Source organism: Pseudomonas sp. R2-37-08W (assembly GCF_003851705.1).
In the GTDB taxonomy this organism is placed as follows: Bacteria; Pseudomonadota; Gammaproteobacteria; order Pseudomonadales; family Pseudomonadaceae; genus Aquipseudomonas.
This window is the reverse complement of record NZ_CP027728.1, coordinates 3,396,613-3,420,138: the sequence shown is the minus strand read 5'-3', so window position 1 is coordinate 3,420,138 and position 23,526 is coordinate 3,396,613. Positions and strand designations below refer to the sequence as shown.

The 23,526-nt window shown below is 57.6% G+C and carries 21 protein-coding genes and 2 pseudogenes; 14 read left to right on the top strand and 9 right to left on the bottom strand.

Features of this window, described 5'->3' with window-relative positions:
• Nucleotides 1-193 precede the first annotated feature (193 nt).
• The 6 genes and pseudogenes from C4J93_RS27445 to C4J93_RS15690 all read right to left on the bottom strand — a co-directional run.
• Nucleotides 194-430: pseudogene (locus C4J93_RS27445) on the bottom strand (hypothetical protein); the annotation flags it as partial.
• A 25-nt stretch (nt 431-455) separates the two neighbouring features.
• Nucleotides 456-1,085 (bottom strand): YdcF family protein, encoded by a 630-nt coding sequence (locus C4J93_RS15715; protein ID WP_124429862.1) that lies wholly within the window; start codon nt 1,083-1,085, stop codon nt 456-458.
• The gene (locus C4J93_RS15710) at nt 1,085-1,579 is read right to left on the bottom strand and encodes an HAD family hydrolase (RefSeq protein WP_372238183.1); all 495 of its coding nucleotides are present in this window, start codon (nt 1,577-1,579) and stop codon (nt 1,085-1,087) included. The genes C4J93_RS15715 and C4J93_RS15710 overlap by 1 nt, the downstream gene beginning before the upstream one ends.
• A 177-nt stretch (nt 1,580-1,756) precedes the next feature.
• Nucleotides 1,757-2,932, bottom strand: coding sequence for an MFS transporter (locus C4J93_RS15705; protein WP_124429861.1), 1,176 nt, complete (start codon nt 2,930-2,932; stop codon nt 1,757-1,759).
• Between the two features lie 75 nt (nt 2,933-3,007).
• Nucleotides 3,008-4,723, bottom strand: a complete 1,716-nt coding sequence (locus C4J93_RS15700) for a carbamoyltransferase C-terminal domain-containing protein (RefSeq protein ID WP_124429860.1) — start codon at nt 4,721-4,723, stop codon at nt 3,008-3,010.
• 795 nt (nt 4,724-5,518) lie between these two features.
• On the bottom strand, nt 5,519-6,322 hold the full coding sequence (locus C4J93_RS15690; protein ID WP_124429859.1) for an NAD(P)H-dependent oxidoreductase: 804 nt from the start codon (nt 6,320-6,322) through the stop codon (nt 5,519-5,521).
• Between the two features lie 84 nt (nt 6,323-6,406).
• Between C4J93_RS15690 and C4J93_RS15685 the strand changes: the two genes are divergently transcribed.
• On the top strand, nt 6,407-7,327 hold the full coding sequence (locus C4J93_RS15685) for a LysR family transcriptional regulator (RefSeq protein ID WP_124429858.1): 921 nt from the start codon (nt 6,407-6,409) through the stop codon (nt 7,325-7,327).
• Nucleotides 7,328-7,335: 8 nt separating this feature from the next.
• On the opposite strand, the gene C4J93_RS27440 is transcribed toward C4J93_RS15685, so the two are convergent.
• The gene (locus C4J93_RS27440) at nt 7,336-7,470 is read right to left on the bottom strand and encodes a hypothetical protein (RefSeq protein WP_256657416.1); all 135 of its coding nucleotides are present in this window, start codon (nt 7,468-7,470) and stop codon (nt 7,336-7,338) included.
• Nucleotides 7,471-7,685: 215 nt separating this feature from the next.
• On the opposite strand from C4J93_RS27440, the gene C4J93_RS15680 reads away from it, so the two are divergent.
• From C4J93_RS15680 to C4J93_RS15670, 3 genes are all read left to right on the top strand, one after another.
• Nucleotides 7,686-8,426, top strand: coding sequence for a hypothetical protein (locus tag C4J93_RS15680; protein WP_124371034.1), 741 nt, complete (start codon nt 7,686-7,688; stop codon nt 8,424-8,426).
• A 123-nt stretch (nt 8,427-8,549) separates the two neighbouring features.
• Nucleotides 8,550-8,831, top strand: coding sequence for a hypothetical protein (locus C4J93_RS15675; protein ID WP_124429857.1), 282 nt, complete (start codon nt 8,550-8,552; stop codon nt 8,829-8,831).
• Between the two features lie 81 nt (nt 8,832-8,912).
• Nucleotides 8,913-11,030: a TonB-dependent receptor domain-containing protein gene (locus tag C4J93_RS15670; RefSeq protein ID WP_124430888.1), complete on the top strand. Its 2,118-nt coding sequence runs from the start codon at nt 8,913-8,915 to the stop codon at nt 11,028-11,030.
• Nucleotides 11,031-11,059: 29 nt separating this feature from the next.
• Here C4J93_RS15670 and C4J93_RS15665 read toward each other — a convergent pair whose 3' ends face one another.
• Nucleotides 11,060-12,877, bottom strand: a complete 1,818-nt coding sequence (locus C4J93_RS15665) for a sigma-54-dependent Fis family transcriptional regulator (RefSeq protein ID WP_124429856.1) — start codon at nt 12,875-12,877, stop codon at nt 11,060-11,062.
• 337 nt (nt 12,878-13,214) lie between these two features.
• Between C4J93_RS15665 and C4J93_RS15660 the strand changes: the two genes are divergently transcribed.
• The 6 genes from C4J93_RS15660 to C4J93_RS15635 all read left to right on the top strand — a co-directional run bounded on the left by C4J93_RS15660 (nt 13,215) and on the right by C4J93_RS15635 (nt 19,267).
• The gene (locus C4J93_RS15660; protein ID WP_124404513.1) at nt 13,215-14,309 is read left to right on the top strand and encodes an ABC transporter ATP-binding protein; all 1,095 of its coding nucleotides are present in this window, start codon (nt 13,215-13,217) and stop codon (nt 14,307-14,309) included.
• Complete coding sequence (locus tag C4J93_RS15655; protein ID WP_124429855.1) at nt 14,309-15,406, top strand: ABC transporter ATP-binding protein; 1,098 nt, start codon at nt 14,309-14,311, stop codon at nt 15,404-15,406. Before C4J93_RS15660 ends, C4J93_RS15655 begins: the two co-directional genes overlap by 1 nt.
• Nucleotides 15,403-16,269: a carbohydrate ABC transporter permease gene (locus C4J93_RS15650; protein ID WP_124363238.1), complete on the top strand. Its 867-nt coding sequence runs from the start codon at nt 15,403-15,405 to the stop codon at nt 16,267-16,269. The genes C4J93_RS15655 and C4J93_RS15650 overlap by 4 nt, the downstream gene beginning before the upstream one ends.
• Before the next feature lie 10 nt (nt 16,270-16,279).
• Nucleotides 16,280-17,080 carry a carbohydrate ABC transporter permease gene (locus C4J93_RS15645; RefSeq protein ID WP_003232361.1) on the top strand — a complete coding sequence of 267 codons (801 nt, stop codon included), beginning with the start codon at nt 16,280-16,282 and terminating at the stop codon, nt 17,078-17,080.
• Nucleotides 17,081-17,091: 11 nt separating this feature from the next.
• On the top strand, nt 17,092-17,364 hold the full coding sequence (locus tag C4J93_RS15640) for a DUF2160 domain-containing protein (protein ID WP_124363237.1): 273 nt from the start codon (nt 17,092-17,094) through the stop codon (nt 17,362-17,364).
• A gap of 160 nt (nt 17,365-17,524) precedes the next feature.
• Entirely contained in the window at nt 17,525-19,267 is a 1,743-nt protein-coding gene (locus tag C4J93_RS15635; RefSeq protein ID WP_124429854.1) for an ABC transporter substrate-binding protein, read from the top strand.
• An 85-nt stretch (nt 19,268-19,352) separates the two neighbouring features.
• On the opposite strand, the pseudogene C4J93_RS27755 reads toward C4J93_RS15635, so the two are convergent.
• A pseudogene (locus C4J93_RS27755) lies at nt 19,353-19,448 on the bottom strand (N-acetyltransferase); the annotation flags it as partial.
• A 194-nt stretch (nt 19,449-19,642) separates the two neighbouring features.
• Between C4J93_RS27755 and C4J93_RS15630 the strand changes: the two are divergent.
• The 4 genes from C4J93_RS15630 to C4J93_RS15615 all read left to right on the top strand — a co-directional run bounded on the left by C4J93_RS15630 (nt 19,643) and on the right by C4J93_RS15615 (nt 23,480).
• Nucleotides 19,643-19,822, top strand: coding sequence for a stability determinant (locus C4J93_RS15630; protein ID WP_124430887.1), 180 nt, complete (start codon nt 19,643-19,645; stop codon nt 19,820-19,822).
• A gap of 177 nt (nt 19,823-19,999) precedes the next feature.
• Nucleotides 20,000-21,379, top strand: a complete 1,380-nt coding sequence (locus C4J93_RS15625) for an iron-containing redox enzyme family protein (protein ID WP_124429853.1) — start codon at nt 20,000-20,002, stop codon at nt 21,377-21,379.
• A 10-nt stretch (nt 21,380-21,389) separates the two neighbouring features.
• The gene (locus C4J93_RS15620; protein ID WP_124429852.1) at nt 21,390-22,334 is read left to right on the top strand and encodes a class I SAM-dependent methyltransferase; all 945 of its coding nucleotides are present in this window, start codon (nt 21,390-21,392) and stop codon (nt 22,332-22,334) included.
• A gap of 6 nt (nt 22,335-22,340) precedes the next feature.
• Complete coding sequence (locus C4J93_RS15615; protein ID WP_124429851.1) at nt 22,341-23,480, top strand: carboxylate-amine ligase; 1,140 nt, start codon at nt 22,341-22,343, stop codon at nt 23,478-23,480.
• Nucleotides 23,481-23,526 lie beyond the last annotated feature (46 nt).

Genomic DNA, 23,526 nt, shown 5'->3' with positions numbered 1-23,526 from the left:
CTGTAGCTTGATCTGTTGCCATGAGTAACGGAACGCCAACGGTCCGCAAAGCTGCGCACCGCCTACTTTTGAATAGCGGTCTTGAAAACCGGCGAACGTTAATAGCGTCTCCAGGGTTCGAATCCCTGGTTTCCCGCCAAGATTCACACGAAAGCCCCGCACTGCGGGGCTTTTGCGTTTCTGGGGTCGGCGCAATTTCGTGGCGCGGCGGATTCAAGAGTGGCAGGCACTTAGCTGAGCCCAGTGCATGAAGGTGATGAATCATCAGCGTCATCGCCTCGAGCTGCTCAGTAATGCCTGACCATTCCATCAGGGCGGCCAGGGCCTGCCGGGTGCCTGGGCTAACCCCGAGCCTCAATTCCTCTTCGGCATTCGCCACGCGCGTCCTGGCAGACTTGGCCAAGCGATCTTTCTGCGGTTCTGCTGCCATGGCCTATCTCTTCTATTCCGCCATACTAACCAATAAGGTGGTTTTTAAATCCCTGCTCAATTAAGTACTTCCAGGCCGCTAGGATTTTTTCCGGTAATTCTTCTTCGATCTGAAATCCCTTTTTTGGATACAGCATAATACGCTGTATATCCCCCACCATTTCATCGATTAATCCGAGCACCCCCACCTGATTGGAAGTTTGCTCAGGGAAACAATACCTCGGCGCATCAACCCAAGCGTCAAGGCCCGCCCACTGGACAGGTAAAGTCAACCTTACTCGGCGGATTGAGTTTGGCTTGGTAAGAAAAGTAGCGCTCTTTATTTGTGGAAACATTTCTTTGGTAAAGGCAATATTTTCAGCAAAGTTAGTGGCTCGTTTTTCTAAGCTGAATTGCTCATGTAAAACTCCGAGATCTAGCGCGCGCTGAGCAAAAATTTCGGCTTCAGTCTTATCCCATAAATGTCTAGTCCAGTTGCCGGTATTGCCTGTGAACAATAAATGTCCAGCTACTCCCTTGCGAAGCAATTCGCAAGCGTAATCGCAGACACGAAGATCGTACGATCCACAGACTACTAACAAATCACAGTTCTCATGCTGACGTCCTTCAGATAAGAACTCCCAAAGAATAGCGGCGTACTTTAGTGTTGATGTCATTAAGAAGGTAATCTCCTAGAGCTATGGTTGCCGAGAATCAAGAATTTGTCATTAAAAAGGGAGGTTGGTGTCAAACGTTCGATTGTTGGCAGCGTGGTAAAGTCAGTATACACAGCCTTAGCGCCGTAGTTGCTTAGCGAAACGTCATTGCCGATACCGATACACCATGCGCCACTGCTTACCGCCGACTGCACACCGCTTACGGAGTCTTCGAAGACCAAGCACTCATTTATGGGGGTGTTTAGTTTTCGAGCCGCTAGCTGATAACAATCAGGAGCTGGCTTTCCATTGCTGACGTCCTCGCGTGAGACTCTACAGTCAAAGCTAGTTTCCAAGCCATGTTGTTCGAGCACGTAGGCGATACGAGCGGGCCAACTACTAGTCACCAATGCCAACGGAACTGAGCGTTCCCGCAATTGAGAAATTAGCTCTCTCACCCCAGGTACCAACAAACAGACCGCTACCTCTTCAGCAGCATCTACTTGTTTTTTGATAATGCTGCGAGTGAGCTGATTAAAGTTAGGAAAGAGCGCGTGAAGCGTATACTCCCTGGTCGGCCATGGATGTGTTCATGGATAAAATCTTGGCTGATTTCAACTCCGTATTCCCGTGCCACGCTCGTCCAGGCATGCTCAATAACTTGCCGTGACTGAATAAGAACACCGTCCATATCAAAACAGACCGCTGTAAATGTGTGTGTCATCATGTTTAGAGTTCCGCATTTTTTGATGAGCGATTAAAGCTAGCAGCGCGCCGATTAAGGCTATAATGGCCATTACATAAAAAGAGCCATTGGGTATTATCTCGTAAAGGTAGCCGGAAAAAGGCGTGGCCACCCCCATCGGTATTGCTACTGCGAAAGAATAATAGACTCCCTGCGTTAAAGTCTGTACGTCTTGCGGAGCGTGATCTCGGATAAAGCGCATAATCGCCGTGTGATAAGCAGCAAAACTCAGCGCGTGCATGCATTGCCCTATAATGATTAGTGATAGGGTATCGCTATTAGAGAAAAACGCCCAGCGAAGGGATGCACATATACTGGACAGAACTACAATGGATAGCGGAGAGAAAAAGTTTAAAATTTTATTTGAGAACGCAAAGTATGTGATTTCAGCAATTACAGCGACTGACCAAAATAATCCGATTGTAGTTGATGAGTAACCTTTGATTCCCCAATTTATTGAGGCTGTGGCAAAATATAGTGTGTGGCTTAATTGAATTATACTGGCAGAGGCGATTGCAAGTAGCAGTATTTTGTTTTCGAATAGCCGTCTCCAATCTGGTTTTTTAACGATCTGAGTATTGCCAGAGAAGTTTATATTTGGAATTCGATATCTCAACCATAAGCAACTTAGCGCTGTAAAAATCATGCTTGCGGCAACGATGACAGGCACCCAGGAAAGTCCATAAATAGTAAAAAAAACACCACCAAGTGTCGACGTTAAAATAAAGGCTGAAGAGCCAACCGCTCTTACCCAACCGTAATTTTGAATGGACTGTTTGTCTCGTTTGAGCAGATACGACTCGGACAGAGGCAGCACGACCATCCATAGTCCGCCAAACGAAATGCTCAGCGCGATAAAAGTGAATAGAGAGGGAGGTAGAAAATAAAACAGCAGAGTACTAATGGCTGCTGAAAAACTTAATAGTGCGGCCAAGTAAATTTGATCTACGCGCCAGTCCGCGACGTAAGTAATTAATACCCCTGTTACAATTTGAGGCCAATAAGCTGCCGCGATCAGCAAACCTATCTGACTGGTACCAAATCCTAAAGTATCTAGCCAAGTTGGCCAGAATGGATAGATAATGCCCTCGGCTGCAAAAAAACCAAAAAATATCATGTACATCGGGTCACCAAATAAAACAGTTGAACACCAATCTTGAAAAAAAGGGGCTTCAGGAAGCCCCTAAGCGCATCGGTTTTACTCAAAGCGCTGTAATGCGAAACTGTTCTTGTTTTTACGCCATATGATTAACGACTCGCTCATAACTACCAAATCGACCATGCCGTCTTTAAGGGCAGCCAAGGCATCTTGTGAAGAGCATACAATCGGCTCTTCATGACGATTGAAGGAAGTGTTTATCAAAGCAGATTGCCCTGTTCGGGAGTGCCAGGCATTTAGAAGCTTGTGCATAAAGCCATCCGCTTCAGGACGAATTACCTGTGGTCTAGCAGTACCGTCAATATGCACGACAGCAGGGCTGGCCTCGATAAACTGCGGATGGCAATCATATGTCATCGTCATGGTATCAGCGGCAATATGCTCTTCGGACCAGTCGATATAGCATTCGGCGGCCTGCTCGACAGCTGTCACTGGGCCAAACGGCATAAACTCAGTTCGGTGCATCCGTTTGTTGAGCCAGTCGTTCACATCAGCATCTTTGGCATGGTAAACGATACTCCTGTTGCATAACGACCTCGGACCAAATTCCATTTTTCCTTTGAACATTCCTAGAACTTGGTTTTCCATTAAAGCATCTACGAGCGTTTCAATGATATTAGTCGGATTGTGATAACCCAATTCAGGGTAGTCACGATTTATCAGGTTTATGTTTTGTGAAACACTACGTGCCGCTGGGCCCAGCGTCATCACCGGGTTTTTGAATCGTGTACCCTTTTCTAAGTAAGCAGCCCCCACTGCAGCAGCCAATGCCAGGCCGCCGTCTCCCATGCATGGCAGCACATAAACGTTACGCACGTTAGGGATTTCTCGTAACCGCTGGTTAAGCTTCACGTTGCCAAATACACCACCCGCCAAGCAAAGGTTACTACTCCCTATCTTTTCTAGATGGTAAGTTACGACTTTAACTAGCATGTCTTCGACATGGCGTTGAACGGCGGCTGCGATATCTTCCGGTTTTTCCTTGGCCAGTAAACTTTGTAATGTATCGCTATAACCATTATATGAAGGCAGGAAAAGATCTCCGCATTTGGCTCTAATTCGCCCGTCCTCAACATTAATCATTTGTTGCATTACGCTAAGCAGTTTCTCAGGATCGCCGAATGCAGCTAAGCCTGTGATCTTGCCTTCATGACGATTAGGTTTGTAACCTAGCAGATGGGTGATGCGTCCGTAGAAGTACCCCAAGCTATCAACGCTTGTTTCACGCTGTAATACCGTAGTTTCGTCGGGTGTGTAATGCGTTAGCGTCAGTGATTGAAAATCACCTCGCCCATCACATGTTAAGGTTAAAGCTTCATCAAAGGGGGAGCATACATAAGCACCCAAAGCGTGACATTCATGGTGGTCTATGTAGTATGCGGACAGCGCGTTATCTGCGATAAACTTATCGAATTCAGCTCTTTTTTCTTTGTCGTTGGTGATTTCGTCAGTAATACGTTTTCGAAAAAGAGGTAGCCCATCAGGGTTGTTCTTGACTTCATCTACAATGCGATCGAAATATAATGGTAAGTGCTTTTCAGCTGTGAAGCCTGCGTTCCAGCCATAGGCGACATAGTCTACGTCCTCTAAACTTACACCCGCCTCACCTAGTACAAATGAAATAGATTGCGCAGGCCAGACTTTGTCATCTTTGATGCGGGTAAAACGTTCTTCACTCACCGCCGAGAGGATTCGGTCGTCGCGGACCAAGCAAGCACCTGATAAATCATTGTTAGTAATTCCTAAAACTATCATAACAACTCCATGTTTTGCAGTTCAGTGATTATCAGAGATCACTGCATCAGTACCGCCCATAATTCTGTCCTCAGAATATTCCCTGGCGTCCAGTGGGCCGTTTAATAGCTCCCAAGTGGGCGATCCTGCCCTCTGACACAAACAGCGTAGCAGTGGATTGTGACACCCATGTGATGATTTTTCGTAAAGAAAAATTTTGCATGGATTTTGGTTATAAGTATTGATTGTCCGAGAACGCAGTTAAATTCTTGTAGCTGTACATGCTGAATATGAGCTTTGCCAACGCGAAACGCTCGGACTCAATCCCGCCAAGCCCTGCTTAATGTGCCCAGCGTTTTCACCTATTAGGAAAAAGAGCACCACGTACGTTATTACCAACCTCATTCAAGTCTTGCTTTTCGCTGTGCAAAGCCATGAGTCGACCTACCTACCGCTTCGAAGGTAGTTGCCGTCGGGCACGACCTCCACCGCCTGCTTAGCGGCTCCATTGGTCTAAAGCCAGATCTGAGACTCGCCACCGCGACTATGCTGAATTCACCAGCAATCGAGATAGAGGCTCCCATGAGAGAGGCGCAGCGAAGACTGACCCTGACAGCATGGCGCGAGCTTTCTGCACTGGGCGGAAATCGAATGGATGCGGAAGTTAAATACTTCGAATTGCTGCGGCGGGCTGACGCCATGGAGCGAGCCGACCTCATCTCGAGTGATGAGTGGCGAAGCCTTGTCAAACACGCCGGAGCATTACTCTGCAGTACTGCGCAGTGTATGGGCGGACCGGGGTAGGCCCGAAAGACGCTAGTTTCCTGACGTGACGCCCCCATCGATATCGATATGAATGCCCAAATCATGACGGCCGGGCGCAAGATGGGGTTTGAGTGTCAATGCCGGAATGTCATAGTCCCCGGCATTCTGGCGACGAAATGCCAACGGCTGATCAATGAACAGGTTGTCCAACCGAGCAGCATAGGCTGTGCATAGCTGTTCGAACCGGGCGGCGTCCATTTTGCTGGTTTTATAGATGGGGAAGGGCGGCACAACGGTGAATCCAGGATAGAAGAGCACCCCATGCTGGATAGGGAATAGCAGGTCATCCAGCGCACCGTTCACCCCTCGACCACTGTAGTGGGACTCCCAACCGCCCATGCTGACCACCAGCATCGCGCGCTTTCCAGTCATGCTGCCTTCGCCGTAGCGGTCGCCCCAGTGGCTTTCGCTGTGTTCGCCGACACCGTAGGCAAATCCGTAGGCGTAGACGCGTTCGACCCAGCCCTTGAGGATCGCGGGCATCGAGAACCACCACAGTGGAAATTGAAAGATCACGGCGTCCGCCCATCGCAGTTTGGCCTGCTCTTGCTCGATGTCTGCCGGTTGGGTGCCGGCGGCAAATACACGTTGCGATTCCATGGCCGGATTGAAGGGGGTTGCGTCGTCATAGCCGGGGGCGTCGTCCGTATCGATGGGCGCTTTCCAACGCATGGCGTATAGATCGGAGACCTTGACCTCATGGCCTGCGGCTTCCAGGTGGGCGATCGCGAAATCCCTGAGAGCGCCATTGAGCGAGCGAGGTTCAGGATGGGCGTAGATCAGTAGCAGCTTCATGGTGGGCTCCGAGTGGATGTATACCTCACCGTAGCGACCCACGCGGTATGATAGAAATGAATTTCCGAACCATATGGTATTTACATGCACAATACCTTGCGACGTCTGGATCTCAATTTGCTGGTCACGCTGGATGCGCTGTTGTCTGAGCAAAACGTGACACGGGCAGCGCGCTTGCTCAATCTCGCGCAATCGACCGTCAGCCTGCAACTGGGGCGGCTGCGAGAACTTCTCGACGATCCATTGTTGCTGCCCGGCCCCCGAGGGATGTCGCCTACCGAGCGTGCCCGTGAATTGCGCGGGCCGCTGCGTGACGCGTTGGTCGCGTTGGAAGGCGCGCTGAGTCCTGGCGGCACGTTTGAGCCCGCACTGTCTGATCAGACATGGAAGGTGGCGGCCAGTGATTACGCCGCGACGGCTTTGGTCTGGCCGTCACTGGCCCTGCTCAGGCGCCTGGCTCCGAATACCCGCTTGGCATTGCTGAACAAACATCCCGTCAGCCTCGCTAACGATCTGGAAAGCGGTCAGCTCGATCTGGCCTTGCACACGCGCGATGATGCTCCGCCAAAACTGCGTCAGCGGTCTCTGGTTCACGAACGCTATGTGCTGGCCGGGCGGCGCGGTCATCCCGCTTTGGCGACGAAGCTATCGCTCAAAGCGTTCTGCGGCCTTGAACATGCCGTGATGTCACCCAATGGCGGCGGGTTCGTTGGGAGTACCGACCAGGCGCTGGCCGCTAAAGGGCTGGAGCGACGCGTTGTATTGTCAGTGTCCAATTTCAACTCGCTCGTCTCAGCCTTGGCGCACAGCGACCTGGTTGCGGTGGTGCCGGAAAGGCTGGTGCGGGATGAGCCAGCACTGCACGTGCAAGCACCTCCACTGGCCATTCCGGGTTTTGAAATGCTCATGTTATGGCCCGAGCAGCTGCACCGCGATCCCGCCCATCGGTGGCTGCGCGATCTGATTGCCTCGACGTTGCAAGCGGCTCCCGACCCAGAGGTTTGATGGGGTCGTTACTCGACCGTGCAGATCCAGCGGTGATTATGCCGATAGGGCGCGCGGGTGAAGTGCACATCTGAAACCAGATTCAGGCCGCGCTTTTTCAGCGCTTCGGTCAGTTCTACGAGTGTCTCTGCCTGGATAGTCATTGCTGTTACCTCGTCAGATTTACTGCGTTCATAATTCTTGACTGAGGGGGCAACTCGCTAATTCAAATTTTCTACACGTTTAATAGTTGAAGGCCGGGGCTGTAGTCCGATGCTTATCTGGCCCCCAGGGCTGCACTTTTTTCCATTCTCCTGATCTACCTCTGTCCCAGCCACCCATATCCTGCGGGTGGCCAACAGCCACAGATCCGGTACCGATGCATCGAACGCTAACTGTTTTTATCACCCGATGGCCGCGGTGGCTGGTTGCGATACTGGCGCTGTGTGCCGTCGGTTGCAGCCAGCAACAGGGGCGCGACATTGCCAGGCAGTTCAGCGATGGCAAGCCCGATGAGTTTTTTCAAACCAGCGTTGATCGCATGGCCACCCTGGGCATGCGCGACAACCTGCAAAGCCTTTATCTGCTGATGAGCAAGCTTTACCTGCGCAACCCCAGCCAGTGGCGCCAGTCCGGTTATCCGGATGCGGTAACTGCTGCGCGCACTATTCGCCAGGCTATCGAAAACCGTCAGCCATTGCCTGCGCTGGGGGAACGTCGTGATCTGGCGGCCTTGAGTTACTCCCTGAGCCCGGAGTTTCGGGGTGATCGGGTGGGGGCGTTCATCTACGCGATCGGCAGCATGCTGGTGACCGCACACGGTGGGCGCACGCAATTTTATGTGACCGACTCGATCAACCCGCAGTTTGTCAGCAACGCCGCACGGAATATCGAGAAAGCCACCTGGTTGCTCGGCCAGCGCCAGGACGCCAATGGCGTGTTGCTGCTGTTTTCCAATGAAATATCGGAGGAGGGCAGCAACCTCAGTTTCGCCGTCGAATTCGGCAAGATCGTCGCGCGCTTGGATCTGCTGACCCAGATACTCGATGAGCGCTACCGACGCATCGGCCTCAATTATGCGCAAAGTCTGTTGCTGATGAATTTCCTGCCTGTGCAGTGACAGGGCCATTGGGTGCGGTGTTTCCCTTTCCTCTGTAGGAAACTGCCTATCATGCCCTGGACGGCTTGAACCACGCCCCGGTCAGCCCTAGCCTCGGACTTTTCTTAAACATGAGTGCCTACCTTGGGTAAGCGAAAAACGGTTTGGCCTACTGATCGCGAAATCCGCCTGCGATTTATCCTGTTTGCTGTGATCGATGCCGCGAGCGCTCAAGGAGTCGCTTCGCAGGTGTTATTAGCCGCGCACAAACTGCTGCGCGGCTCGCCTACGGAGATGCAGCTGCGCGACACGCTTGCCGAGATCCTGGCCACCGATGAAATGTATGGTTTCAGATTCCCCATCGGCTCGGATGCTGACGACTTGATGCAGACGCTGGAGTTGCCGGGCAATCAGGAGCGCCCGTGACCTGACGGGTGTGGGCGTCTTCCCATGACTGTTCGCGTGCCGGCGCTGCCGTCCACGCCCCCGTATTCCAAGGACCTGCCCATGCTGTTGCGACAACCTGCGCTACTGTTCGCCGCCCTGACCCTCAGTTCGCAGGTACAGGCCGAAGACCTGCAATTGGCGCCGGTCGAAGTCACTGCGTCTGAAGCCAGCGCTGGAGAAATCGCCCAGGCACAGCTCAAAAGCGTGCCCGGCGGCACAAACTTTATCGACATGGACAGCGTGCAACAGGGCCGGGTGAGCTCCAATGAGGATGTTTTCAAGTACCAGGCCGGGGTGTACGCCAAGGCGGCGAACAATGAAGGGGTCAAGCTGTCCATTCGCGGTTCGGGCCTGAACCGCAGCCCCGGTGCCCATGCTTCCGGGCTGTACGAAATGTTCGACGGCCTGCCGCTCACCGGCCCCGGCGGTACGCCCTATGAGCTCAAGGACCCGCTTTGGCAAAGCCGGGTAGAAGTGCTGCGCGGCGCCAATGGCTTCGACCGGGGCGCGTTGGCCCTGGGCGGCGCGGTCAACTATGTCAGCCGCACCGGTCTTGACGCGCCCAAACTGCAACTGCGCTATGAAGCGGGCAGCCGTGGTTACGCCCAGCGCGAGATCAGTTCCGGCCAGGTGCTCGGGGATGCCGATTACTACATCAGCCTCACCGATTCGGAGTCCGACGGTTACCAGCACCAGAGCGCTGGCACCGGCAAGGGCGTCGCGGCCAACTTTGGCTATCGCTTCAACCCGGACCTGGAAACGCGCTTCTATTTTCGCTACCGCGAAACCACCAACGACACGCCGGGCAAGCTCACGCGTTACCAGATCAGCCATGACCCGCGTGCCGCCAACAGCCTCAACGCCGCCCGCGATTCCAAGCGCTTGCAACCGGGTTCCACCTGGATTGCGAACAAGACCACCTTGCAATTGGATGACTCTTCGCGCGTCGAAGTCGGGCTGGCTTATCACGACTACCCGATGGACCTGCGCGAAGGCACCAACCGCCTGAAAGTCGCCTACACCGACATCAGCGGCACCCTCAATTACATTCGCCAGGACAGCCTGTTCGGCCACGACAGCCACACCACGCTCGACCTGCGCACCACCCAGGCGATGCCGAACAACGGCGCCTCGGAGTATGTGCGTATCCCGGCGGGCAACACGGCCGGCTACGCTCCGGGCACCAAGACCCGTGACTACACCTACCTGGGTTCCGACACCGTGCTGCATATCGGCAACGAACTGGAGCTGGTGCCTGACCTATGGCTGACCAGCGGCCTGGCCGCGATCTATACCCGCCGCGAAACCCAGGTCACCTATCCAGACGGTCAAGCCCCGACCAGCCAGCACGATTGGGACTACGCGCCACGCATTGGCCTGCGCTATGACTTCACCCCGCAATTGCAGGTGTACACCAACCTGAGCCGCTCGGTAGAGCCGCCGCACGCCTGGTCGATGATCTGGGGTTCCAACAAGTATTTCGGTACCGGCAGTGGCGCGGCCACCGGCTTGCAGCGCGAAGGCGTGAAGTTGCGCAACCAGACGGCGACGACACTGGAAGTCGGTGGCCGCGGCGAGGCCTGGCTTGGTCAGTGGGACCTGGCGCTCTACCGCTCGGAAGTTCGCCACGAGCTGTTGACCGTGGAAACCCAGGCCCAGACCGCAACCAGCAATGCCATCGTCGCCGAAGCCAACGCCAGCCCCACCGTGCATCAGGGCGTGGAACTGAGCCTGCTCAGCCCGCTGTGGGAGGGCGATCGCAACGGCCAGCTTGCGCTGCGCCAAGCCTACACCTTCAGCGATTTCCACTACCGCGATGACGAGCGTTTCGGTGACAACACCTTGCCCGGCATTCCCAAGCATTATTATCAGGCGCAGTTGCGCTACAGCCATCCGAGCGGTTTCTACACCAGCCTCAACACCGAGCATGCCTCGCGGGTGGCGGTGGACTACGCCAACTCTTACTACGCCGCGGCCTACACCACCCTGGGCGCCACGTTTGGCTTTGACGCGCCCAAGCAGGATTGGCAGGCCTGGGTCGATCTGCGCAATCTTACCAATCGGCGTTATGCCAACACCGTTACCCCGGGCTATGACGACAAAGGCCTGGATGTCGCGCGCTCCACACCGGCCGATGGCCGGGGCCTCTACACCGGCGTGTCGTGGCGTTGGCGCTGAAGCGGCATCTGGCTGACTGACGCGCCCGCTCAGCCTTCGTTCTGGCGCAGGCGCTTGTACAGGGTATTGCGGCTCACTCCGAGTTCGCGGGCGAGGTGGGATATGTTGCCGCCTGCCGCCTTCAAGCGTTGCGTCAGGTCGATGCTGTCATCCAGTCGCTCGCTGGCGGGCTGCGGTATCGGCCCCTGCAAATCCACAAAAAAGTCATCGGGCAGATGCTCCGGGCGGATCGGCTGTTCCTCAGCCATCGCCAATGCCACCTGCAGCACACTGCTGACCTGGCGCAGATTGCCCGGCCATGGATGCTGTTCGAACAGCTTCAGCACCTCGGCACTCAGGCCGGCCCACTGCGTGGGGTCGCGGTGTCGCTGCCACAGTTGCTGGAACAACGCCTGCTTGTCGCTGCGCTCGCGCAACGGCGGCAGTTCCAGGGTCAGGCCACCAATGCGGTAATACAAATCCTCCCGAAAACGCCCGGCTTGCACCAGCTCCCGTAGCGCGCGGTTGGTCGCCGAGATGATGCGCAAGTCCACCGGGAACACCTCACTGCTGCCCACCGGTTGCACGCAACGCTCCTGCAGTACCCGCAACAGCCGCGCCTGGGTGGGAAGAGGCATATCGCCGATCTCATCGAGAAACAGCGTGCCCTTGTCGGCCTTGCGGATCAGGCCGATGCTGCCCTTTTGATTGGCGCCGGTGAACGCGCCTTTTTCATAGCCGAACAGTTCCGATTCCACCAGCTCAGCCGGAATCGCCGCACAGTTCACCGCGATCAATGCCTGGCGGCTACGGGAACTGGCCTGGTGCAAGGCTTTGACGAATACCTCTTTGCCCACGCCGGTCTCGCCGTGGATCAACAACGGAATGTCCTTCTCCAGCAGGCGCTCGGCCTGGCGCACGGCTTTCTCCACGCGTGCGTCGCCAAAATGCAGGGTGGTGAGGCTCACGGCGCTCGGCTTCGCAGGCGCCGGTTCATTGAACACCCGCGCCTGTACCGGCGTCTGCCTGGGGCGCTTGAGCAGGCATTGGAAGCGATTGCGTCCCGCTGCTTGCAGGGAAAACGCCAGCCCCTCCGGCTGATTCAACAACTCCAGCAGCGACACCTTGAACAAGCTGTCGATCATCACCCTCGACAAGCTGATCCCCAGCAGGTTGTCCGCGCGCCGGTTGGCCGACAGCACTTGGCCGCTTTCATCAAAGATCAGCAGGCCCGCCCACTGGCTGTCGAGGTTGCTCAGGCCGGTGTTGAACGTCAGCTGGAAATGCTCGCCGCGAAACAGGTTGAGGATCAGTCGGTTTTCCACGGTCTGGCTCATCATCTTGACCATGCCCAGGGTGTGGGAGGGTGGCAGGTAGCTGTCGCTGGAGACATCCAGCACCGCGATGATCTCGCGTTGCGCGTCGAAAATCGGCGCCGCCGAACCGGTCATGAAGCGGTTGGCCTTGAGGAAGTGTTCGTCGTGCTCGATATGCACGGCCTGGGCACAGGCCAACGCGGTGCCGATGGCGTTGGTGCCGCTGGCGTGTTCCATCCAGCTGGCGCCCGCGCTGAAACCACGGGCCAGCCCGGGCTCGATAAAGCGCTGGGTGCCCCACGACGTCAGGACCTGGCCCTGGTTGTCGGCCAGCATGATCAGGCAGTTGGAATTGCTCAGGATGTTCTCGTAGTAGGGCAGCACTTCCTGATGGGTGGTCTGCACCAGTGAATGCTGACTTTCCAACAACTGCCGAATGCCCTCGGCGGGCAGTTGGTCGAAGCTGGGGACGCTCTGGTGATCCAGGCCGAACGCGCGGCAACGGCGCCAGGAGTCCTGGATGATGGTGTCGTGAGTCAGTGGTTCGGCCATGTATTGACCTTCATTTTTATTGTTATTGAGTGTGCACAATCTAACGGATGTAACCAGACCCATGTGGGAGGGGGCTTGCTCCCGATAGCGGTGTGTCAGTCAGCATTTCTTTTACTGATATACCGCTATCGGGAGCAAGCCCCCTCCCACAGTCTGATCAGTGTTGTTCAGAACTGTTCATTGTCAACCCCCTCAGTGTTCATTTGTTCAGCCAGGGTGTTCATTCCTGAACATCCAGATTGACCCATTTCCTTATGCATCAACCACCTGCCATTTCTGGCACGAAACTCGCTCTGATAACTGGCCAGATTCATTCCAATAATAAAAAGGTCGTGTCATGTCATTGACCCTGGAACATGTCTCCCGCGTTGTCGAAGGTCAAACCTGGATCGACGACGTCAACCTGCGCTTCGAGGCGGGCTCCTTCAACGTATTGCTCGGTCGCACCCTGTCCGGCAAGACCAGTTTGATGCGTCTGATGGCCGGCCTGGATAAGCCCGACAGCGGTCGCATCCTGATGAACGGTGTGGATGTCACGCAAAAACCGGTGCGCCTGCGCAACGTGTCGATGGTGTATCAGCAGTTCATCAACTACCCGACCATGACCGTGTTCGAGAACATCGCCTCGCCTTTGCGCCAGGCCGGTGTGTCCAACGAGCTGATCCAGAGCAAGGTGCTGGAAACGGCGCGGATGCTGCGCATCGAGAAATTCCTGCAGCGCCACCCGCTGGAACTGTCCGGTGGCCAGCAGCAGCGTACGGCCATGGCGCGGGCGTTGGTGAAGGACGCCGAGCTGATCCTGTTCGATGAACCGTTGGTCAACCTGGATTACAAGTTGCGCGAAGAACTGCGCCAGGAAATGCGCGAACTGTTCAAGGCGCGCCACACCATCGCCATCTACGCCACCACTGAGCCGAACGAAGCGCTGGCGCTGGGCGGTACTACCACCATCCTGCACGAAGGCCGGGTGATCCAGAGCGGCAAGGCCGCCGAGGTCTATCACCAGCCACAAAGCGTATTGGCGGCCGAGTTGTTTTCCGAGCCGCCGATCAACCTGATGCCGGGGCGCATCAGTGGCAACGAAGTGAGTTTCGCCAACTTCGTGCATTTCCCGCTCAATGTCGACCTGCGCCCCATCGGCGAAGGTGAGTTCCGCTTTGGCGTGCGCCCCAGCCATATCAGCCTGGTGCCGAGCAACGACGATGACCTGGAGCTGGCGGTGACCGTGGAAGTCGCCGAGATCAGCGGTTCGGAAACCTTCCTGCATGTGCGCAGCGAACACTTCCTGCTGGTGTTGCACCTGCCGGGGGTGCACGAGTACGACGTCGATGCGCCGATCCGCGTGTACATCCCCACCCATAAACTGTTTGTGTTCGATGGCCAGGGACGTTTGGTCCAGGCCCCCGGGCGCCGTGTCGCGAGGGTTGCCTGATGGCCGAGATCCATTTGCAGAACCTGGCGCACAGCTATAGCGCGACCCCGAGCGGCCCTGAGGATTACGCCATCCGGGAAATGAACCATGTGTGGGAGCAGGGCGGAGCCTACGCCTTGCTCGGGCCGTCGGGCTGCGGCAAGTCGACCTTGCTCAACATCATTTCCGGCCTGCTCAGCCCGTCCGAGGGCCAGGTGTTGTTCGACACCCAAGTGGTCAACGACCTCACCCCGGAAAAGCGCAATATCGCCCAGGTGTTTCAGTTCCCGGTGGTGTACGACACCATGACAGTGTTCGATAACCTGGCGTTTCCCTTGCGCAACCAAGGCATGGCCGAGGCGAAAATTCACAGCAAGGTGCAGGAAATTGCCGAGGTCCTCGACCTGCAAAACCTGCTGAGCAAAAAAGCCCGCAACCTCACCGCCGACGAAAAACAGAAAGTCTCCATGGGCCGTGGCCTGGTGCGCGACGACGTGTCGGCGATCCTGTTCGATGAACCGCTGACGGTGATCGACCCGCACCTGAAGTGGAAACTGCGGCGCAAGCTCAAGCAGATTCACGAGCAGTTCAACATCACCATGGTCTACGTCACCCACGACCAGCTCGAGGCATCCACCTTCGCCGATAAGATAGCCGTGATGTACGGCGGCCAGATCGTGCAGTTCGGCACGCCGCGCGAGTTGTTCGAGCGGCCAAGCCACACCTTTGTCGGTTATTTCATCGGCAGCCCTGGGATGAATCTGATCAAGGTGCAGGCCGAGGCCGGCGGAGTGCGGTTTGCCAACACGTCGTTGCCGTTGTCCGAAGCGTTGCAGCAGCGCCTCGCTGCCACCGACTACAAAAAGCTCCAAGTGGGTATTCGCCCGGAATTCATCCATGTGTGGGACGAACATAACCCTGACGCCTTGCAGGCCGAAGTCACACACCTGGAAGACCTTGGTACCTACAAAATCATGACCCTCAACCTCGACGGCGCCACCCTCAAAGTGCGCCTGGCCGAAGACAAAGCGGTGCCCGAAGGCCGCGCCTGCATCAGCTTCCCGGCGCAATGGCTGATGCTCTATGCCGACGATTACCTGCTGGAGGAGCTGCCATGAACAAGGTGCAGAACAACAAGGCCTGGTGGCTGGTGTTGCCGGTGTTCCTGCTGGTGGCGTTCAGTGCCGTGATCCCGATGATGACCGTGGTCAACTACTCGGTGCAGGATATTTTCGACCAGTCCAGCCGCTATTTCGTCGGCGCCGACTGGTACAAACAGGTGCTGCTCGACCCGCGCCTGCATGACTCGCTGCTGCGCCAGTTCATCTATTCGGCCTGTGTGCTGCTGATCGAAATCCCGCTGGGCATCGCCATCGCCCTGACCATGCCGACCAAGGGGCGCTGGTCGTCGCTGGTGTTGATCGTGCTGGCGATTCCCTTGCTGATTCCGTGGAACGTGGTCGGCACCATCTGGCAGATTTTCGGTCGCGCCGATATCGGCCTGCTCGGTTACAGCCTCAACGCCATGGGTATCAGCTATAACTATGCGGCGAACACCATGGATGCCTGGGTCACCGTGCTGGTGATGGACGTGTGGCACTGGACTTCATTGGTGGCGTTGCTGTGCTATTCGGGGCTGCGGGCGATCCCGGACGTGTACTACCAGGCTGCGCGCATTGATCGGGCGTCGGCCTGGGCGGTTTTCCGACACATCCAGTTGCCCAAGATGAAAAGCGTGCTGTTGATCGCGGTGATGCTGCGCTTCATGGACAGTTTCATGATCTACACCGAGCCGTTCGTACTCACCGGTGGCGGGCCGGGCAATGCCACCACCTTTCTGAGTCAGACCTTGACCCAGATGGCCGTAGGCCAATTCGATCTCGGCCCGGCGGCGGCGTTTTCGCTGGTGTACTTCCTGATCATCCTGTTGGTGTCCTGGCTGTTCTACACCGCCATGACCCACTCCGACGCCAACCGCTGAGGCCGCCAACATGAGCAAGCGCAAGCTTATACCGCTTTTGATCTACATCCTGTTCCTGCTGGTGCCGATCTACTGGCTGCTGAACATGTCGTTCAAGAGCAACACCGAAATCCTCGGCGGACTGACCCTGTTTCCGCAGGATTTCACCCTGGCCAACTACAAGGTGATCTTCACCGACCCCAGCTGGTACACCGGCTACCTCAACTCGCTGTACTACGTGAGCTTGAACACGGTGATCTCCCTGAGCGTGGCATTGCCGGCGGCCTACGCGTTTTCGCGCTACCGTTTCCTGGGCGACAAGCACCTGTTCTTCTGGCTGCTGACCAACCGCATGGCGCCACCGGCGGTGTTTCTGCTGCCGTTTTTCCAGCTGTATTCGTCCATCGGCCTGTTTGACACGCATATCGCGGTGGCACTCGCGCATTGTTTGTTCAACGTGCCGCTGGCGGTGTGGATCCTGGAAGGTTTCATGTCCGGAGTGCCCAAGGAAATCGACGAAACCGCCTACATCGACGGCTACTCGTTCCCCAAGTTCTTCGTGAAGATTTTTATCCCGTTGATCGGCTCCGGTATCGGCGTTACGGCGTTTTTCTGCTTCATGTTTTCCTGGGTCGAACTGTTGCTGGCGCGCACCTTGACCTCGGTCAATGCCAAGCCCATCGCAGCGGTGATGACCCGCACGGTGTCGGCCTCGGGTATCGACTGGGGCGTGCTGGCGGCGGCGGGGGTGTTGACCATCCTGCCGGGCATGCTGGTGATCTGGTTTGTTCGTAACCACGTGGCCAAGGGCTTTGCCCTGGGCCGGGTCTAGAGGAATCGATGATGGAATGGATGGCCTGGACCACCCCGACTGCACTGTTCTTTGGCGGTATCGCGCTGATTCTGGCGGGCATGACCACCTGGGAGTTGCGCGCGCCGAGTATCCCTCGGCGTGGTTTTCTGCCGATCAGCACCACCCGTGGTGATCGCTTGTTTATCGGTCTTCTCGGCAGCGCCTACCTGCATTTGCTGGTAATCGGCGCCACCGGCTGGAGCATCTGGGTGGCGACTGCGCTGTCCCTGGTGTGGCTGTTGAGTGTGATGCGCTGGGGCTAGGTGTGCACACCCTGTAGGAGCGGGCTTGCTCGCGAAAATCGTCAACGATAACGCGGTGTTCCCGGTAGCCCGCAGAGTCTTTGAGTTTTTCGCGAGCAAGCTCGCTCCTACAAGAGAGGGGTGTCTGCGAGTCCCGTCTGAAATTAACCAGGAGGTCTCTATGTTGAATAAAAACAATAAGCTGCGACATAGCATTTCATTGGCCGCCGTACTGGCCCTCAGTGGTTTGAGCGCTGCGGCCTGGGCCGATGCGTATGAAGATGCCGCGAAAAAATGGATCGGCAGCGAGTTCAAACCGTCCACCCTCACGGCCGAACAGCAATTGGAGGAATTGAAGTGGTTTATCAAGGCCTCGGAGCCGTTCCGTGGGATGAAGATCAACGTGGTGTCGGAAACCCTCACCACCCACGAGTATGAATCCAAGGTGCTGGCCAAGGCCTTCAGCGAAATCACCGGGATCAAGCTGACCCACGACTTGCTGCAGGAAGGCGACGTGGTGGAAAAGCTGCAAACCCAGATGCAGTCCGACAAGAATATCTATGACGGCTGGGTCAACGACTCGGACCTGATCGGTACGCACTTTCGCTACGGCAAGACCGAGTCCATCACCGACCTGATGGCCAACGAAGGCAAGGACTTCACCTCGCCAACCCTGGACCTCAAGGACTTTATCGGCCTGTCCTTCACCACCGCCCCGGACGGCAAAATCTACCAGTTGCCCGACCAGCAGTTCGCCAACCTTTATTGGTTCCGCGCCGACTGGTTCGAGCGCCCGGAGCTGAAAGCCAAGTTCAAGGAAAAGTACGGCTATGACCTCGGCGTGCCGGTGAACTGGTCGGCCTATGAAGACATCGCCAAATTCTTCAGCGAAGACGTCAAGGAAATCGACGGCAAGCGCATTTACGGGCACATGGACTACGGCAAGAAAGACCCATCCCTGGGCTGGCGCTTCACCGATGCCTGGTTCTCCATGGCCGGTGGCGGCGACAAGGGCTTGCCCAACGGCTTGCCGGTGGACGAGTGGGGCATTCGCGTGGAGGACTGCCACCCGGTGGGCTCCAGCGTCACCCGTGGCGGCGACACCAACGGCCCGGCCGCGGTATTTGCCACGCAGAAATACGTGGACTGGATGAAGGCCTACGCGCCACCGGAAGCGGCGGGCATGACCTTCTCCGAATCCGGCCCGGTGCCGTCCCAGGGCAACATCGCCCAGCAGATCTTCTGGTACACCGCGTTTACCGCCGACATGGTCAAGCCGGGCCTGCCGGTGGTGAATGCCGACGGTACGCCTAAATGGCGCATGGCGCCGTCACCGGTCGGACCTTACTGGGAAAAGGGCATGAAAAAGGGCTATCAGGACGTAGGATCCTGGACCTTCCTCAAGTCCACGCCGGAGAAGCAGAAACTCGCGGCCTGGCTCTACGCGCAGTTCGTGACCTCGAAAACCGTGTCGCTGAAGAAAACCATCGTCGGCCTGACGCCGATTCGTGAGTCCGATATCAACTCCCAGGCCATGACCGACATGGCCCCCAAACTCGGCGGCCTGGTGGAGTTCTACCGCAGCCCGGCCCGCACCGAGTGGTCGCCGACCGGCACCAACGTGCCGGACTACCCACGCCTGGCGCAACTGTGGTGGAGCAACATCGCCGCCGCCGCCAGCGGCGAGAAAACCCCGCAACAGGCCCTGGACAACCTGGCCAAGGAACAGGACGCGATCATGACGCGCCTGGAGCGCTCCAAGGTGCAACCGGTGTGCGGCCCGAAAATGAACCCCGAGCGTGACGCGCAATACTGGTTCGACCAGCCTGGCGCGCCGAAGCCGAAACTGGCGAACGAGAAGCCTAAAGGCGAGACCGTGAACTACAACGACCTGCTCAAGCAGTGGGAGGCGGCGCGTAAGTAACAGGGCTTCGAAAACCCTGGATGCGCTGAGTACCAAATGTGGGAGGGGGCTTGCCCTAATGCCAGTCAGTTAAGGCGACACCGAACCTGTGGCGAGGGAGCTTGCTCCCGCTGGACTGCGCAGCAGTCCCATTGTTTGGGGCCGCTTCGCGCCCCAGCGGGAGCAAGCTCCCTCGCCACAAGTTAGTTCTCGCTCCTGCTACTTCTTAACTGACCGGCATTAGGGCTTGCCTCCTCCCACATCACGTGGGGCAGAACGGAGCCGTGTGTGCCATTTTTCGTCTTGCGGGTGAGCTGGCTGCATTTCATCTGGTGGTTCAAGACAGCTTCCAGGGTTGCGGCTAAACTGCTGAGCATTCATCCAGGAGGTGACCTGATGGCAGTTCCACCTTCCCCAATTGTTTCGGAGTTTGAAACCGAAGAGCAGGCGAGTAGCCATGATCTCTGGTTTCGGAAAAAAGTCGAAAAAAGCCTGACCAATCCTGGCCCCGGTGTGGCGCATGATGAGGTCATGGCAAGGGTAGAGGCGATTATTCAACAAGCTGAGCATGATTAGCTGCCAACGCCTGCTGCTTGAAGGAAATCGCGACCGCTTATCCCCCTTTTTACAACCTCATTTGAATTTTTCGCACATTCCGATGCTCTGCATCCCATAAGCGTGTGTTTTGAAGCGCTTTTGCGGGGCCGCCTTGCAGGGTGGCCCGTTGTAACGGACTTTGCGGAAACTGCCACCATGACACTCCTCACTGCGCTGTCGGGCCAACCGGCCTCTCTCACCGACTCGGCCCCTGGCCGGCATCAACGGGTGTATCAACAGCTGTATGGCGAAGCTCCAGGCGCGGCGGCATTGGCGCGTGACTACCTGCAGGATCAGCTGACGCACGTGGAAAGCACCGCCTGCGACCTGCCTGAAGCGCCCGAGCAGTTGCTGGCCTGGGTCGAACAGCGTTGCGCCGTCGTGGCCCAGGCGTATGCCGAGTACCTGGAGCAACGCCAGCAGGGCCGGCCGCGTCGCTATTTCCAGAACAAGGCGCACGCGTTGTATGTGCTGCAGCGCGTTGCTCCGACCAAACAGGTCGACGGCGCCTGGCTCTACGGCCTGCTGCGCTATTGGCAGGACCAGCGTTTCGACGGCCTGCTGACCACTTACCTCGAAGAGTTGGGCGACGGCGAAGCCGCGCAAAACCACGTGGTGATCTATCGCAAGCTGCTCAGTGAGCACGATGCCGACAGCGAGGCCGGGCTTGAAGATGGCCACTACCTGCAAGGCGCCCTGCAACTGGCCCTGGGCCTGTGCGCCGACGAGTTCCTGCCGGAAGTCATCGGTTACAACCTGGGTTACGAACAGTTGCCACTGCACCTGCTGATTACGTCATACGAACTCAGTGAGCTGGGCATCGACCCCTATTACTTCACCCTCCACGTGACCATCGACAACGCCAGCAGCGGCCACGCCAGCAAAGCCGCGCAATCGGTGTTGAACCTGCTGCCGCTGGGCGAGGGCAGGGAGGCGTTCTACCGTCGCGTAGCGGCCGGGTATCGCCTCAACGATCTCGGCCCAGGCACCACGGCTGTGATCGAAGATTTCGATCTGCAGGAAGAAGTGATTGCCATGCTCGAACGCAAGCGCACCTTTGGCCAGCACATGCATTCGGACTACTGCCGCTTCGAAGGCAAGACCGTCAACCAATGGCTGGCCAAGCCCGGCCAGATCGGAGACTTTCTCCGGGCGATGGAAGACAAGGGCTGGATCAAGCGCAACCAGGACCCCGCCGAGAGCCGTTTCTGGCAGTTGATCGAGGGGGCAGGGGCGGCGATGTTCGGCGTGTTCAGCGGGTATGAAAAACAGGTGCTGCATGACTGGATCGCCGGGGACTGGATCAGCAGCCAGCGCGTGCCGCCGGTTCGTCCGGGCCGTGGCAGCCGTTTCGCCCGCGAGCAGCATCGCCCTGCGGATCCTGACACCCAGGCCCTGGTGGATTCGTTATGGAACTTGCCCGATGACCAGCAGCTCACCGCGCTGATCCCGTGGATGTCAGCGCGACGCCACTGCAGTCCCGCAGGGTTGTACGCCACCCGCCGCTTTATCCAACTGCGCGCACGCCTGCGCTAAGGAAACATCCATGTCTGCACAACAACTGGCTGACCGCGCCCTGCTCAACCTCGGCCGAGGTTTGAAGGAGAGCGGTTACCGTTTTATCACGCCGACGCCGCTGACCCACGAGCGCGTGTACCGGCGCCTGGGCACGCCCCTGGCGATGAACCTGCGTGACGTATTCGGCTGGTCGATGCCGTTTGACAACGAGCTGTTGCCCGAGGCGTTTCGTGACGAGTTGCAGCAGGCCGAGGTGATCGAAAAACATGATGCGCTGTGGCGCAGCAGCGTGCGCTGGTCGAGCCTGGATGACCTGTTATTTGCCCATTCGCCGTATCCCACCGTCGAGGCGGATGCGGTGTTCTTCGGCCCCGACAGCTATCGATTTGCGCAGGTTATCGAGGCCCATCTGCAGCAGCGTTTCGAACCGCTCAAGCGTGCGGTGGACATCGGTTGCGGGGCGGGTGTCGGTGCGCTGGTCATCGCCCATGCGCGGCACGACGCCGAGGTGCTGGCGGTGGATATCAATCCCCGTGCCTTGCGCCTGACCGCAGTGAACGCCGAGCTGGCCGGTCTGGCGAATGTCAGTGTGTACCAGAGTGATGTGCTGACCAGCGTCGACGGCGAATTCGACCTGATCGTCGCCAACCCGCCGTACATGAATGACGACCGCCAGCGCGCCTATCGCCACGGTGGTGGCGCGTTGGGCGAACAGCTGTCGGTGCGCATCGTCAGCGAATCGCTCCCACGCCTCGCCATTGGCGGTAGCCTGGTGTTGTATACCGGCGTGGCGATGGTGGCGGGCGGCGATGCGTTTCTGGAAGCGGTCAAGCCGCTGCTGACCAGCGATGCGTATGGCTGGACCTACCGTGAACTGGACCCCGACGTCTTCGGCGAAGAACTCGATAAACCCGGTTATGAACGCGTCGAGCGGATCGCTGTGGTTGCACTCACCGTCACACGCCTGCGCTGAACGCTCATGCTCACCTTCGGTATCGAAGAGGAGTATTTCATCACTGACCTGCACACGCGCCAGATGCTCGCCGCACCCCCGGCAACCGTAATCGCGGCCTGCCGAGAAGCCATCGGTGAGGGCTTTACCCATGAAATGTTCCAGGGCCAGATAGAGGCCGCCTCACCGGTGTTTCACTCCGGCGAAGAGGCGGCCCACTACCTGGCAACGGTACGCCGCAACCTGGCGCGGGCCTTGGCTGACTTCGGCCTGGGCGTGGTGTGCGCCGGCAGCCATCCCTTGGCCGATTGGCGTGAGCAACGGCCCACCGAGCACGGGCATTTCCGGCAGTTATTCGAGGACGTGCAGTACGTGGCGCGACGCAGTGTGTTGTGTGGCTTGCACGTGCACGTCGAGGTACCGGCACGGGTCGATCGCATCGCGGTGATGAACGAGGTGTCGCCCTGGTTGCCGTTACTGCTGTTGTTCAGCTGCTCCTCACCCTTCTGGAACGGTGCGCCCACTGGCTTCATGAGCTACCGCCAGGCCGCTTGCGATGAGTGGCCGCGCATGGGTGTGCCGGAGCATTTTGCCGACTGGGACGAGTACCAGCGCTACCTGGCAATGTTGCAGCGCATGGGCGCGATCGAAGCCGATGGCAACGGCTGGTGGGGCATTCGCCCGGCGGCGCGCTATCCCACCCTTGAACTGCGCATGACCGATGCATGCCCACGGCTGGAAGATGGCCTGGCCCTGGCGACGTTATTTCGGGTGATGGTCAGCCATGCCTGCGCGATGCGGCAGCCCGGTGCGGGCTTCACCCCCGAAGCCCGTTGGCTGCTCAAGGAAAACCGCTGGCAAGCCAAGCGCTTTGGCGCAGCCGGGACCTTTGCGCTGGACGCCTCAGGCGCCCTTTGCAGCGCGCACCAGTGGTTGCAACGCGCTTGCCAGAGGTTCGCCGACACGGCCGACGCCCTGGGCGAAGGCCAGCTGTTCGACAGCCTGCACAGGTTGCTGCGGCGTGGTAACAGTGCAACCGAGCAGTTGCATTGGTACGCGCAGGCGCGCAGCGCGGGTGCCGATGCGTCGGGCGGCTTGTGCCGCGTGGTGGATGGACTCCTGGCCCAGAGCCGCGGCGACCATTTATCGGTTGCCGCAGCAGGTTGAGGGAACACTGGGCACTGCATGCGCCCTTAACTAATAAGCCCAACCA